General features: G+C 41.7%; 8 protein-coding genes and 1 pseudogene. 6 read left to right on the forward strand and 3 right to left on the reverse strand.

Annotation, left to right across the window (positions count from 1 at the left end):
• Positions 1-418: 418 nt before the first annotated feature.
• Entirely contained in the window at positions 419-829 is a 411-nt protein-coding gene (gene tnpA / locus V7K15_RS06705) for an IS200/IS605 family transposase (RefSeq protein WP_334904145.1), read from the reverse strand.
• Positions 830-885: 56 nt separating this feature from the next.
• On the opposite strand from tnpA, the gene V7K15_RS06710 reads away from it, so the two are divergent.
• The 3 genes from V7K15_RS06710 (at position 886) to V7K15_RS06720 (ending at position 6685) form a co-directional block, all read left to right on the forward strand.
• The gene (locus V7K15_RS06710; protein WP_334904147.1) at positions 886-2115 is read left to right on the forward strand and encodes an RNA-guided endonuclease InsQ/TnpB family protein; all 1230 of its coding nucleotides are present in this window, start codon (positions 886-888) and stop codon (positions 2113-2115) included.
• 143 nt (positions 2116-2258) lie between these two features.
• Positions 2259-5015, forward strand: coding sequence for a CHAT domain-containing protein (locus tag V7K15_RS06715; protein WP_334904149.1), 2757 nt, complete (start codon positions 2259-2261; stop codon positions 5013-5015).
• A gap of 263 nt (positions 5016-5278) precedes the next feature.
• A complete protein-coding gene (locus tag V7K15_RS06720) occupies positions 5279-6685 on the forward strand; it encodes a DUF2079 domain-containing protein (protein ID WP_334904151.1) in 1407 nt (468 codons plus the stop codon).
• Positions 6686-6873: 188 nt separating this feature from the next.
• Here the strand turns inward: V7K15_RS06720 and V7K15_RS06725 are convergent, their stop codons facing one another.
• Both V7K15_RS06725 and V7K15_RS06730 read right to left on the reverse strand, forming a co-directional pair.
• Complete coding sequence (locus V7K15_RS06725) at positions 6874-8550, reverse strand: DUF262 domain-containing protein (RefSeq protein WP_334904153.1); 1677 nt, start codon at positions 8548-8550, stop codon at positions 6874-6876.
• Positions 8551-9407: 857 nt separating this feature from the next.
• Positions 9408-10112: pseudogene (locus V7K15_RS06730) on the reverse strand (Uma2 family endonuclease).
• Between the two features lie 338 nt (positions 10113-10450).
• On the opposite strand from V7K15_RS06730, the gene fbp reads away from it, so the two are divergent.
• The 3 genes from fbp to zwf all read left to right on the forward strand — a co-directional run bounded on the left by fbp (position 10451) and on the right by zwf (position 14641).
• Positions 10451-11500 (forward strand): class 1 fructose-bisphosphatase, encoded by a 1050-nt coding sequence (fbp, locus tag V7K15_RS06735; RefSeq protein ID WP_334904155.1) that lies wholly within the window; start codon positions 10451-10453, stop codon positions 11498-11500.
• Positions 11501-11786: 286 nt separating this feature from the next.
• Positions 11787-12932, forward strand: a complete 1146-nt coding sequence (gene tal / locus V7K15_RS06740; protein ID WP_334904157.1) for a transaldolase — start codon at positions 11787-11789, stop codon at positions 12930-12932.
• A 179-nt stretch (positions 12933-13111) separates the two neighbouring features.
• Complete coding sequence (gene zwf, locus V7K15_RS06745) at positions 13112-14641, forward strand: glucose-6-phosphate dehydrogenase (RefSeq protein ID WP_334904281.1); 1530 nt, start codon at positions 13112-13114, stop codon at positions 14639-14641.
• Positions 14642-14670: the final 29 nt, after the last annotated feature.

Genomic DNA, 14670 nt, shown 5'->3' on the forward strand with positions numbered 1-14670 from the left:
GTGGTAAAAAGCCTAATGTAGAAGGCAAAGCCAAATCCCAAAGCGGAAAAACGGAAGAATGCTGAGTTTGTTCGTTGTTTAGTCCACCCTAGCTATTAACTTTTAATTACTTAATTAGTTTAACAATTTGAAACCTGTAAACTCGATAAAACCTGGTCAACCTTGATCAGGTTTTTGGTATTTGATCAAAAGATAGTTAATCTGCCCAAGAAACTACATAGATTTTTGAAAAGAGCATTCCTGTGCCCCGATGAGTCGTCTGTATTCTATGCAATTGAGCTTTTGCAGCAGCAGCCCCGCGCTCTATGCGTTAGCATGAGCGCCGGGAAGAATGCGTGCTTTTTTGACGACGCTCCCCTGACCAATGCTGAAGGCAAGGTTCGCTTAGTTGGAGGAAACGAGCAAATCTCTAATGCTGTTAGACAGGTGCATTCTGATTCTCGATGTACTGACGCAAAACCGAGACAGTAACGCCGCCACAGGACGCAATGAAATAAGATTCGTTCCAAAGAACATCTTTCCAATAAATGCTGTTGATATGCTCGGCAAACTCGCTTCTGATTCGACGACTAGACACAGATTTGATGTTATTGACAAATTTAGATAAATCCATCTGTGGGTAATACTGAAATAGCAAGTGAATATGGTCTTCTTCCCCGTTGATCTCAATTAGCTTGCAATTCCATTTCTGGCAGAGGTCAGACAGAATTTCAGACAATCGGTTCAACATCTCACCTGTAAACGCTTTGCGGCGATATTTGGTCGTTAAAACCAGATGTGCTTTCATATCAGATACAGCCCTACCACTACAAACAAAGTCGTCTTTCATAGCCACTTTCAAAGATTATTGCTATAATCAGCGTAGCTTAAATGAATTACACTCGTATGAGAACCGCTCATCAGTACCGATTACGATTGACGAAATTGCAACAAGCCACGATTGATCAGTGGCTTCAACTTGCACGTCGTCAATACAATTATCGACTAGCAGAGCGGTTTAACTGGTATGAGGAAAATCGCTGTGACATTAATGCGTGTCCACTCATCTGCCACTTGCCGAAGTTAAAAGACCGCCCTGATTTCTATTCTCAGAAGCGGGATCTAGTCAACTCGAAAAAGTTGTTTCCTGAATACAAAAACCTCCCTTCCCACACCTTGCAAGATGTAATTGCACGGGTAGAAAAGACATTTGACCGATGGATTAAGGGGGACGGCAACGGTAAACGAAGTGGTAAGCCACGATTCAAAGGACTTGGACGATTTCGCTCAATTGCATTTCCTGACCCGATTAAGCCGGAACACCTGATGGGACGATTCATTCAACTTCCCAAAATTGGCAAGTTAAAGATGATTTTGCACCGTCCGTTACCCGACGGGTTCAAGATAAAAACGACTGCGATCACCAAAAAGGTAGACAGTTATTACATTACGCTTTCTCTTCAGGATTCATCGGTTCCCCTGATCACTCCTGATTCTCCAACAATGGAAAATACTATTGGGATTGATGTCGGTTTAAAGTTATTTTTAGTGGATGATGCTGGTGGAGAGATTGCAATCCCTCAGCATTACCGGAAATCAGAGCAGCGTCTAAAGCGATTGCAGCGTTCACTATCTCGTAAAAAGAAAGGATCAATCCGTCGCCAGAAAGCGATCAAGCGAGTCGCTAAGGCTCATCTGAAAGTCAATAATCAACGTAAAGACTTTCACTACAAAACTGCAAATTTGCTTCTACAACAAGGAAAAAATGTTGCTCATGAAAAGCTAAATATCAAAGGACTTGCCAAATCTGGATTGGCAAAGTCAGTAAACGATGCTGGATGGGGGCAATTCTTGCAAATTCTCTCAATTAAGGCTGAAAGAGCCGGATTGCTGACAATTGGTGTGAATCCAAACGGTACTTCGCAAGAGTGTTCTCACTGCGGTCAAAAGGTCAAAAAAGATTTATCTGTCCGATGGCATTCTTGCTCGTGTGGATGTGAACTTGACCGCGACCAAAACGCGGCAAAAAACATTAAATATAGAGCGGTAGGGCATTCCGTTCTTAATAGCTTGGGCAATGTTCTGGAGTTATCCGGGAGTCACCAAGAAGCCAGCGCTCTATCTGTACTCAGATGAGCGCCTGGAGTATGTCACAAGCGCTCTAAATAAGATTGTGGAAGCTCAGGCATGAGTAATGAATGCGAATGGTAACATGATCCTGGTAGTCCAAACCCCTACAGTTAATCCTGTGCGTTCCTGGTTATCAATTACCTCTTGCCATGCTTATGACTAAAACAACTAAGATTTCTGGCGCGAATTCTCTAAAAGTTAAAAGGCAAAAGCAGCCGGGGCGTGGCTCCCCTTCTCTACGAAACGCTCCTTGGCGTTGGCAGAAGACGACGCTGGATCAGTTTTTACGTTTGCCTTTGTACTTCTTAATCGCTTTGTTATGCATCCTTGGTTCACCCGTGCTGGCAAAAGTTGCTGGCTCAATTAATTCCTCATCCCAACTACCAATTAACAATCTGACATCGCTGGCTGTGGCCACTGATCCCGCCTCACTACTACAACAGGGCAAAGTTTTATATAATACCGGAAACTTTGCTAAGGCTGTAGAAGTGTTACAACAGGCTGTCCAAGCATATAAACAGCAAGGGGAGACCCTGAGACTAGCAGCGACGCTGAGTAATCTTTCCCTAGCTTACCAGCAACTCGGTGCATGGAGTCAGGCACAGCAGGCAATTACAGAGAGCTTAAATTTGCTCAAAAAAGAGGATGAAAACCAAAATCTCCAAATATTTGCCCAATCACTAGATATTCAAGGTCGTCTCCAACTGAGAATGGGACAGTCGGAGGCGGCTTTAGCAACTTGGCAGCAGACGGAAAAAATTTACAAGCAAGTTGATAATAAAAGCGGTGTGGTGCGATCGCTAATCAATCAAGCACAGGCATGGCGAACCCAAGGATTTTACCCTCGATCTGTCAAAACACTTGAAGAGGTTAGTCAGACGTTAAAATCTCAACCAGACTCTATCGAAAAAACAGTGAGTTTGCGATCGCTTGGTGATGCCCTTTTAGTAGTGGGCGATTTGGAAAAGTCACGCCAGGCGCTAGAAGAAAGTCTGAGGATTGCTCGAAACCTGCAATCAAGCGCTGATATTGGGGCTAGTCTGTTCAGCCTGGGGAATAATGCCCGTAAACAACAAGATAAAGTAAAAGCGATCGTCTATTATCAACAAACAGTTGAAGCATCTCCCTCACCTCTGACAAAAGTCCAAGCGCAACTGAATCATCTGGACTTACTGATTCAAGATCAACAATGGCTAGAGGTTCAAACTCTCTTGCCCTTGATTGAGTCGCAACTCCACAAACTCCCCCTCAGCCGTGCTAGTATTTTCGCTCAAGTTAACTTTTCACAAAATCTGTCAAAAGTCAAGAGTGGTGTATTGCAAGCATCCAGTCAGAATTACTACTCAGGATTTAGCACAAAAGACTCAGCACTATTACTCGCTAGCGCCATCCAGCAATCCCGCAATTTAGGAGACAAGCGGGCAGAAGCTTATGCTCTGAAGAGTTTGGGCGGCTTGTACGAAGAAACTAGACAGTGGTCAGAGGCGCAAGACCTGACCCGGCAAGGATTAGCTTTGGCACAGAGCAGCAATGCACCAGAAATTACCTATACTTTACAGTGGCAGTTAGGTAGATTGCTCTGGGCAGAAAAAGATATTAATAGTGCGATCGCGGCGTATGATGCTGCTGTAGAAACTCTCCAGTCTCTCCGCAAAGATTTAGTAGTCAATAAAGATATAGTCAACCAGGATGTGCAATTCAACTTCCGGGACAGCGTAGAACCCATCTACCGACAGTCAGTAGAGTTACTGCTAAAATCCCAAGAAGGGAAACCAGATGAAAAAATATTAGAGAAAGCACGTCAGCGAATTGAAGCACTCCAACTAGCAGAATTGGACGACTTCTTCCGGGAAGCTTGCCTGCAAGGTCAAAAAGTAACCCTCGATCAAGTCGTAGACCAAGATAATCCTACGGCTGCCATCTTTTATCCAATTATTCTGGAAAAAGAACTCCAGGTAATTGTCAAAATTCCCAAACAACCTCTGCAAAGCTACACTACTCCGATTTCCCACACAGAAGTAGAGAAACTCTTAGTAGAACTACGAAAAAATCTTGTCAATCCCACCGCTACCAAAGCCGTCCAAACCCACTCGCACGAAGTTTACAACTGGCTGCTCAAACCCATTGAGTCACAATTGCAAAAAAGTGGGGTAGATACCCTAGTGTTCGTTCTGGATGGACCGTTACGCAATTTACCAATGGCAGCTCTTTATGATGGTAAGCAATATTTAGTAGAGAAATATGCGATCGCACTGAGCGTCGGTCTGCAACTCCTCGACCCTAAACCGCTAGTACAACAGCAGCTAAGAGCTATAACCGCCGGATTAACTCAGCCGCCGCCAGGGTTTTCCAAGTTTGCACCCTTGCTTGCGATCAAATCTGAATTCGACGGCATTATCAAAGCAGGAGTTTCGACAACTAGCCTACTAGATAAAGATTTTAAGAAAAAGAATTTAGAGAATGAAATTGGTGCTGCTTCATTCAACATAGTGCATTTAGCAACCCACGGTCAGTTTAGTTCCCGCCTTGAAGACACTTTTATTTTGGATTTTGATGGTGAGATAAATGTCAAAGATTTTGATACTCTCTTTCGCAGTCAGGGTAAAACCATAGTAGAGTTATTAGTTTTGAGTGCTTGCCAGACAGCAACAGGAGACAGCCGTGCAGCACTCGGTCTAGCAGGAGCAGCTGTACGAGCTGGCGCACGCAGTACCGTAGCTTCCCTGTGGCAGATTGATGATGAATCGACGGCAATGTTTGTTAGTGCCTTCTATCGAGAACTCAAGAGTGGCAAAATCTCCAAAGCCGAAGCTATCCACCGCGCCCAACTACAACTGCTGAAACATCCTAACTACAAAGCACCAAGTTTTTGGTCTGCCTATGTGTTGATTGGCAATTGGTTGTAATTTTGAGAATAACGAAGATTCTTCTCAGTTCTACCAAGTAAGGGGAGCAAAAATCAAAGCTTCTCTCCCGTGCGCTCAATCAAGATTTAATTTGAAATATCAACATTTCTAGACGTATACCTATTAGACATCTCCAGAAATTAAATATGCGTTACCCAGAACCCTTGTAGAGACGTAGCACTGCTACGTCTCTACATTCTTTTTTACTCCTATGTTTATTTGTGAAATAATCCTAATGATATCTACCAATAAAATTAAATCGTGTGAAAAATAAAGGCGGGCTTATTTATATCTGTTGGATGATCGCCGTAAGTGCCTTAATCTTATTTATCTTTAGCAGCTTACGACATGAGTTATTTCAATCAACTGCTTTAGATCTAGCTGCCTTCGATCAATGGATATATCTAGCAAGCCAAGGACTACCTCCAATTTCATCATTCTTTGGCTTTCACATGATTGGAGATCATGCAGCTTTTATCTTATATCTAATCGTGCCACTTTACAAAATTTATCCCGATGTACATTGGCTATTTGCAGTCCAGGCGATCGCTTTAGCAATAGGATGTGTACCCATATATGCCTTAAGTTTGCAAGCAGGCTTATCGATAATTTATGCACGAGCAATTTCTATTTCCTACCTACTCTATCCTTCTTTATTTAATATCAACTTTTTTACTGATTTCCGTCCAGAAGCAATTGCTGTCCCTGCCTTGTTATGGGCTATGCGGGCAGGAATTAGCAATCGAACTTGGCAGTTAATTATAGCTATTGCTTTAGTCCTAAGTTGCAAAGATATTTTAAGTTTAACCGTAATTGCTTTTGGAGTCTGGCTGTGGTTTAGCCAGCATCGACGTATGTATGGAATTGCTTGTATCGTAACAGGTGTAGTTTGGTACTTAATGACTGTTGGTTATCTCGTCCCCATGCTCCGAGGTGGTCAAGCCGGTGGGGTTATATTTTATAGTTCTCTAGGTGATTCTCCCAAAGAAATCATCTGGAATATTATTACTAATCCTAGCTTGATTTTAGGAAAATTCTTTGCATCTGAAACACTATTTTATTATTTATTACTTTTGTTGCCAGTAATTATTGGATTACACTGGCGACACATAATGACAATAATACCAGCTTTACCAGTGTTGTTGCTGAATATTCTTTCTGATTATTCCCCACAGCGAGACTTAATTAGCCATTATTCTTTAACGATTTCCCCATTTTTAATTGTTTGGTTGTTGCGTTCAATATGGCAGTATCAGGAAGACAAAAAAAGACGTTGGCTAAAACCGCGTTTTTTAATAGTTTGGGCTATGATTGCATTTTTGGTGCTGGCTAAGTACGAATTTTTCATCACACGTTATCTATCCAGTCTGTCAAATCTTAACTCTCTCCATACAGCAGTAAGTTTGGTTCAAACTAAAGGAAGCGTTTTAACGACATCAAGAATTGCTCCTCATTTGAGCCAACGCCAAATTATTAATCTAATTAATATAGACAGGAAACCTGATGATATAAGTAATGAAAGTATTGAATATGTATTACTTGATGTCCGAACTAAAAATCGGAGCAATAAACTTGAATTTAATCCAGAATTACCCAATCAACTCAAAAACAACCAAGGATTTAAATTGATTTATCAACAGGAAGATGTTTATTTATTTAAAAAGCAGTAACATTTCTGTAATTTGTGGAGCTTGATACAGTTAAAGAGAACTGGCGTTTCCTAATAAGAGTGAAGTACAGCTTAACTTCACCCCGATAAAGCGGTGCTTTATCTCCTCTCTCCGTGAGTTCGGAGAGGGGTTGGGCGTGAGGTTTTGATATGTACTTCATCCACCTGGGAATGACTATAAGGTATTTACTATATGAATCTAAAGTCGCTCATAAAGCTAAAAAGTGATGCCATAGATTTCAAATTTTCCAAATTTTCCTTATCAGAGCCACTCATATCAATATATAATTCTTCTGAATCACTGTTCTCAAGATGCAGTGATCTAAACGTTTTAGTTTTTTTATTTACTTTAGAACTCAGTTGTTCAGATGTTCCGATACTTCCTCTAGAACGCAGTTGCCCAGGTGTTCCGATAAATTCTAAATCAGCTAGACGGGTAATTGCATCATTATCGTCCTTAATTCTGGTGGTGAAATATGCATCAATCACATACTTAATTGTGTCATTTACATTACCTATGTCGTGTTCTTCACCAGCTACAAAAAATTTCACACCTGTATTAGGGCTGATTTTAGGAGATATTGGTTTTGATGGAGTATAAAATCGATGGTAAAGCTTACCATCCACGAAATCAGCTTCTTCAATTGTCTCAATTGTTTGACCTGAAGAACTACAGGATGGATCAGAATGGAAGTGTTGCTGCTTCTGTTCTAGCTTTTTTAAGTATGGCTCTGGATTCTCCATAATCAGATTAAGTTTATTTTTCCAAATTGTTAGACGTTCATTCAGCTTAGACCCTGTTGAGCGTGAAACAGCATCTATAAAATTGCGATCGTAAGAACAGAGATCAAGAAAAGCATTATAAATTATTTCTGTTTTACCCTCTATCTTTGCTTCGCTATAACCAGCAAAACCTAGCATTTGAATGTCAAAAACTGCTTGGTTTAGAGATAAAGAAAAATCGGCTTTATCCTTTTTTACACTAAAGTTTTTGAATTGGTTTCCATTGAAAGTCATTTGAATCATTAAAACTACTTTTTTAAGTAAAGATTCAAGCTCTTCTTTGTTTTTATATTTTGAAACGGAGCCATCATCACTACTATTTTTTATCCTTTCTCTCATATAAGCATTAAGTGTTTCACCTCTTGCCTCTTCGTACTGATTTGTTTCTGGGTTATATGATTCATATAGACTAAAGAATCGCAAGATTAACTCAACATCAAGCATTCTATTTTTGTCTGCTTTTCCCTCTTTTACTTGGTGGAATTTTGAGAAAGGCTCTAATATTTTTCTATAATTGGGAATACGACTGCACTCGAACAAGAAATCATTAAATTCTCCATGAAACATACAGTTTCTTAATTCTTGAGCATTAAGAGAAACTGACCCTTGATTGAGTCTTCCAAATACTTCAAATTGTATTTCTGGGTGGGTATCACTTTCAATGATAATGATATTGATTTGGCGTTCACAAAACAGACTACTTATACTGGGTTCAAGTGCTGGAAAAGCGGTTTGGTTTAAATCTGGTAAACTTTCAAGACCTGAGAGTTTGAGACTTCCATTTATAAAGTTACCAAGAGTAGTCACTCTTTGAACTCCGTCAATTATTTCATAGATTTTTTCGCCCGTCACATTACTGGATTTTTCTAGAAAGAATAAAGGTGGAATTGGAATATCCATAAAAATAGATTCAATAAATCGGCACTGCTTTGGGCTGTCCCATACAAAAGTTCGCTGATAACGTGGTATTAGAATTTTCGCATTCTGAAAGTCTGCCATTAAATCCCTGACTGTACGAGTTATTGTACTTTTAACAACTCTTACTTTTTTTAACTGTGTTAGAAAGTCATTTCCTACTGGCATATATTTTGTATTAGGTTTATTTCAAATTCCAACTTACGTAAATTAAATCTTACACGGTAACCGTAAAATAGCTTAATTTTGCTCGTTTATTAATATCAGTAAGTAATTTTTTTCCACCAAAGTAGAATCTAGGATTGTATATTTGCATTACTGTCCAGTCTAGAAGCAGCTTTTACAGATTATCTCGTTCCCAGTCTCCGACTGGAAATGCCGTTCTAGAGGCTCCGCCTCCCTTGCTGGCGGCAGAGCCGCAATGAGGTGCATTTCCAGCCAGAGACTGGAAACGAGGTTTTAAAGGACTTTTAGCTTAAGTTGACACTAATGGCAGGATGACCACCCCACAAGAATCATCCCTGGATTCAGCAATGCCGGATTTTTTATGCACTACTCAATGATTTGTCTGCTGATGTTGCTGTGGTTGTTCTGAGACGACACCGATGCAATGCCGCAAGGTGGCTTGACATCTTGCTTTTTAAGTTTTGTAGTCTAGTGTGCATTATGGCAATTAAGTTAAAAAATTGAGATTTATCGGAATATTTTGGATTTTAGAGACCCTCACGCTGCTTTTTCAACTTATTGCGTCTTATATCTAAACTTTGCGTCTTAAAATCACGACTTTTTCCTTAAAATCACGACTTTTTTCTTAAAATCATGATTTTTTTCTTAAAGTCACGATTTTTTTCTTAAAATCATGATTTTTTTGCAATACGGTTCGGTTAAGGTGTTTATTCCTCGAAGATCCCCCAACCCCCCTTAAAAAAGCTTGCTCATAACTATCTTTTACCCCCTTTTTAAGGGGGTCGCCGTAGGCGGGGGGATCTTACTTAAAGATCAACTTTTCCGCCAACGTCAATTATTTAGAGATTATTCGGGTTGATTCCCTTTTGTTGTAATCTAGCTAAAAGTTCCTGAAGTTGTTGTTGAGTTTGCTCTAGTTGTTGCTGTTGCTCAATTGTTACTTCTTCTGGTGTTGAGTATCTATTACCATTTTCATCATACCAATACAACCATTCTCGCGTGATTCTTTGGTGTGTTCCCCGTTCACGTCCAATACCTAAACCAATTTCTGGCATCCAGATTTTATCGCCTGGTTGTAAAATATATTCACCATTAACTAACCGATAAATTTCTAAACGCTGACGCTTACGACGTAAGCGGGTTGGTGCATAAATTACATAATACAAAATGCCTAATTAGGCATAATCTACTTTCTTTTGTTCGTATTCAAAATTGGAAGTTTGGGAAACAATTTCTAACTATAAAATTGGAGAAATGCCATCTTCTTCCGAAAATACATAAATAGAACGCCCATTTTCTCCAACAAAACGTTCTACACCCAAACTGAGAAACCCGTCGGGGACAATGGCAGGTTTATTGGGTGTGTAATAAATTCCCATGTTTATCCCAAAAAACCAATCATCACGGGCTTGCCAAATAGCAGCTAATATCGCTAACAATAAGTTGGGAATTTATATTTGCAGTTCGTTATCCACAGGAGTTTCATCAGAATCTGGCAATTCTGCTGATGAAGGTAGGCATTGTAATGGATTGTAGTTGAACATAAGCAGTTCTCAATCGCAAATGATAATTTTAAATCTGTTTTCCCATAACTTCAGGGTAGCTCAGGCTGCACATAATACTTAGTTTTTGGTTGCCTTTATTACTTTTTGTACTTACTTTATTTAGGTAAATCATGGACTCAATACTGGCAATGTCTACGACAAGCAACTACGTATCTCGGCTCTGGGTGCAGGGGTCACTAAAAATTCATTTCTTTAGTTTATCTAAAGTCGCATCTAAGTTCTCAAATTACCTTTCTAAGATAGAGGCAGCAACTACTATAAGTTGCCATACACAACTAAAACCCAACTAACAGCTAGTAACTGCTGATAACACAAAAATGACTCAAGCGCCAGAATCTTTAGACTTATCTACCTACGAGGCAACAGACAAATCCCTAGATCGTGATTGTACAACCTTATCCCGTCACGTCCTCCAGCAACTTCAGAGTTTTTCGCCAGATGCACAAGATTTAAGTGCGCTGATGAATCGCATCGCCCTAGCCGGCAAACTGGTCGCTCGTCGGATGAGTCGCGCTGGTTTAATGGAAGGCGTTCTCGGATTTACTGGGGAAGTTAATGTGCAAGGAGAATCCGTCAAAAAGATGGATATCTATGCCAATGATGTGTTTATCTCAGTGTTTAAGCAAAGCGGCTTAGTCTGTCGCCTCGCTTCTGAGGAAATGGAAAATCCCTATTACATCCCGGAAAATTGTCCCATTGGGCGCTATACTCTGCTGTATGATCCCATTGATGGATCATCCAACACTGATATTAATCTCAGCTTAGGTTCCATTTTCGCCATTCGCCAACAAGAAGGAACTGATAGCGATCGCAAGGCAACTGACCTCCTCACCAATGGACGTAAGCAACTCGCTGCCGGATACATCCTATATGGCCCCTGCACAATGCTGGTCTATACTATAGGTAAGGGCGTTCATTCCTTTGTCCTTGATCCCAGCTTAGGAGAGTTTATTCTCACAGAAGAAAATATCCGCATTCCTACCCACGGTTCTGTGTACAGCGTCAACGAAGGTAACTTTTGGCAGTGGGAAGAATCGATTCGAGAATACATCCGCTACGTTCATCGCACACAAGGGTATACGGCTCGTTATAGCGGCGCAATGGTCAGCGACATCCATAGACTTTTGGTTCAAGGCGGCGTCTTTCTCTACCCAGGCACAATTCAAAACCCAGAAGGTAAATTGCGCTTGCTTTATGAAACCGCTCCTCTGGCCTTTTTGATTGAGCAAGCAGGTGGTCGTGCTACTACAGGACTGATGGATATCTTAGATGTGGTTCCGAAAAAACTGCATCAGCGCACGCCTTTAATTATTGGTAGCAAAGAGGATGTAGCCAAGGTGGAGTCTTTTATTCAAAACGGACACTAGAAGGTAATTCGTAATTAGTGTTACGTAAGGGTTTTAGACGTTTTAGAAGGGGAGCTTATTGATGCCGTGCTGTAGTCGCATCTGGCATTAATTAAAAGTTAATCATGGTGATTTAGGATTGGGAATGGAGAATAGCACTTTTTGAAGATCAATTAAAAATTATCTCAGCTGGCCGATGCGATAAGTGATTGGCAACGCCACAATTCAAAAGTCACCATCAAATTTTGATGGGTTTTGCCAACTCACTTAGAAACATCACTATACAGGAGTGAAACAAATTAGAGCTATGGTTACTAATCATCTACTAGAAATTACCCAATACGGTCAAAGTATCTGGATTGATAATTTGACCCGTGACATTATTCAATCAGGCGAACTCAAAGACCTGGTTGAAAATCAAGGCATCTCTGGGATTACCTCTAACCCCGCTATCTTTGAAAAAGCGATCGCTGGTAATGTCATTTATGATGCCGATATCGAAGCCGGAGTTCGGGCTGGCTTACCGATACAGACAATTTACGAATCCCTAGTTTTTGCAGATATCCGTAACGCCTGTGATATTTTACGCCCAGTTTATGAAGCCTCGAATAGACTAGATGGTTATGTGAGTATGGAAGTACCACCAAGCATCGCCGAAGATACTGAAGCAACCATAGCCGAAGCCCGGCGCTATTTCCAAGAAATTGGTCGGGAAAATTTGATGATTAAAATTCCTGGTACAGAAGCAGGCTTACCAGCAGTGGAACAGGCGATCGTTGATGGTATTAATGTCAATATTACGCTACTGTTTTCTGTAGAAAGCTACATCAACACAGCTTGGACTTATATTCGGGGCTTAGAAAAACGGGTAGCCCAGGGTAAGGACATCAGTAGAATTTCTTCAGTCGCTAGCTTCTTCCTCAGCCGGATTGATAGCAACATTGACGGCAAAATTGATGCTAAGTTGAAAAAAGGCGTTGATGATATTGCCGTGGAAGCAAGGCTCAGGGCTGTTAAAGGGAAAGTAGCGATCGCTAACGCGAAGATTGCGTACCAAGAATACAAGAAAATCATTAGAAGCGAGCGTTGGCAAGCTTTGGTAGCAAAAGGAGCGACAGTACAACGGCTACTTTGGGCTAGCACCAGCACCAAAGACCCCAACTACAGAGACGTGATGTATATCGAAGAGTTGATCGGCCGAGATACCGTTAACACCGTACCACCAGCGACGATTAAAGCTTGTGCCGATCATTGTAACGTAAGCGATCGCTTAGAAACAGATGTAGATAAAGCTTACACGCTGATCGAAAACCTCAAAGATCCCGACATCAACATCGACCTCGATGCCGTAATGGATGAACTGTTAGTCGAAGGTATTGACAAGTTCATCCAGCCCTTCCAGTCCTTGATGAACTCTTTAGAAGAAAAGATCAAGGTATTGTCGCCAGTGTAGGGGCTGGGTATTGGGGGCAAGGGAGACAAAGGGGACAAGGGGGCAAGGGAGACAAGGAGAACAAGGGAATAAAGAAAGTGTATGCCCAATGCCCCATGCCCAATGCCCCATGCCCAATGCCCCATGCCCCATGCCCAATCTCAAAATCCAAAATCCAAAATCCAAAATCCAAAATTGTTATGGTTAGTCTGCTAGAAAATCCCTTGCGCGTTGGTCTGCAACAACAAAGGATGCCCGAACCCCAGATTATAGTCATTTTTGGCGCTTCTGGTGATCTCACCTGGCGCAAACTAGTACCAGCACTTTACAAATTGCGGCGAGAACGGCGTATTCCACAAGAAACTACCATTGTCGGTGTGGCACGTCGAGAGTGGAGCCACGAGTACTTCCGTGAACAGATGCAAAAAGGCATGGAAGAGGCACATCCTGATGTCGATTTAGGGGAACTTTGGAAAGACTTCTCTCAAGGTTTGTTCTACTGTCCTGGGGATATAGACAATCCCGAAGGCTACCAGAAACTCAAAAGCTTATTGAGTGAATTAGACGAAAAACGGGGCACGCGAGGGAATCGGATGTTTTACCTCTCAGTTGCCCCCTCATTCTTTCCCGAAGCGATTAAGCAGCTAGGAAGTGCTGGGATGCTAGAAGATCCCTACAAACATCGTCTAGTAGTTGAAAAACCCTTTGGTCGGGATTTGGCATCTGCCCAGAGTCTTAACCAAGTGGTACAGAAATTTTGCAAAGAAAACCAAGTATATCGCATTGACCACTACTTAGGTAAAGAAACAGTCCAGAATTTGCTGGTGTTTCGCTTTGCCAATGCGATTTTTGAGCCGTTGTGGAATCGTCATTTTGTTGACCATGTGCAAATTACCGTCGCAGAAACCGTAGGAGTGGAAGACCGGGCTGGTTATTATGAAAGTGCCGGCGCACTACGGGATATGTTGCAAAATCACCTCATGCAACTTTACTGTTTAACGGCGATGGAAGCACCCAACGCAATGGATGCCGACAGCATCCGCACAGAAAAAGTGAAAGTACTTCAAGCTACTCGTTTAGCTGATGTTCACAATCTCTCAGGTTCAGCAGTACGCGGGCAGTATAGTGCTGGCTGGATGAAGGGTCAAGCAGTGCCGGGGTATCGAACAGAACCAGGCGTTGATCCCAACTCCACCACACCCACCTACGTAGCGATGAAGTTTTTGGTGGATAACTGGCGCTGGAAAGGTGTTCCTTTCTACTTACGTACCGGAAAGCGGATGCCGAAAAAAGTCAGTGAGATTTCCATTCACTTCCGCGAAGTTCCGTCTCGAATGTTCCAATCTGCCGCCCAACAGACAAACGCCAACATTTTGACCATGCGGATTCAGCCGAATGAAGGAATTTCCCTGCGTTTTGATGTGAAAATGCCGGGGGCAGAATTCCGCACCCGTTCCGTTGACATGGACTTTAGTTATGGTTCCTTTGGCATCCAAGCAACATCCGATGCCTACGATCGCCTATTCCTTGATTGTATGATGGGCGATCAAACATTATTCACCCGTGCGGACGAAGTAGAAGCAGCTTGGCAAGTAGTAACGCCAGCCCTTTCCGTTTGGGATGCACCCGCCGACGCAAATACTATTCCCCAGTACGAAGCCGGCACTTGGGAACCAGCAGAAGCAGAATTCTTAATTAACCAAGATGGCCGTCGCTGGCGCAGACTCTAAAATTTTAGATTTTAGATTTTAGAGTTTAG

This window comes from Nostoc sp., assembly GCF_036919815.1.
In the GTDB taxonomy this organism is placed as follows: Bacteria; Cyanobacteriota; Cyanobacteriia; order Cyanobacteriales; family Nostocaceae; genus Nostoc.

Coding starts and splice junctions, on each gene's coding strand:
- tal (WP_334904157.1), top strand. CDS start 11,787: ATGGTTACTAATCATCTACTAGAAATTACCCAATACGGTCAAAGTATC.
- tnpA (WP_334904145.1), bottom strand. CDS start 829: ATGAAAGACGACTTTGTTTGTAGTGGTAGGGCTGTATCTGATATGAAA.
- fbp (WP_334904155.1), top strand. CDS start 10,451: ATGACTCAAGCGCCAGAATCTTTAGACTTATCTACCTACGAGGCAACA.
- V7K15_RS06715 (WP_334904149.1), top strand. CDS start 2,259: ATGCTTATGACTAAAACAACTAAGATTTCTGGCGCGAATTCTCTAAAA.
- V7K15_RS06725 (WP_334904153.1), bottom strand. CDS start 8,550: ATGCCAGTAGGAAATGACTTTCTAACACAGTTAAAAAAAGTAAGAGTT.
- zwf (WP_334904281.1), top strand. CDS start 13,112: ATGGTTAGTCTGCTAGAAAATCCCTTGCGCGTTGGTCTGCAACAACAA.
- V7K15_RS06710 (WP_334904147.1), top strand. CDS start 886: ATGAGAACCGCTCATCAGTACCGATTACGATTGACGAAATTGCAACAA.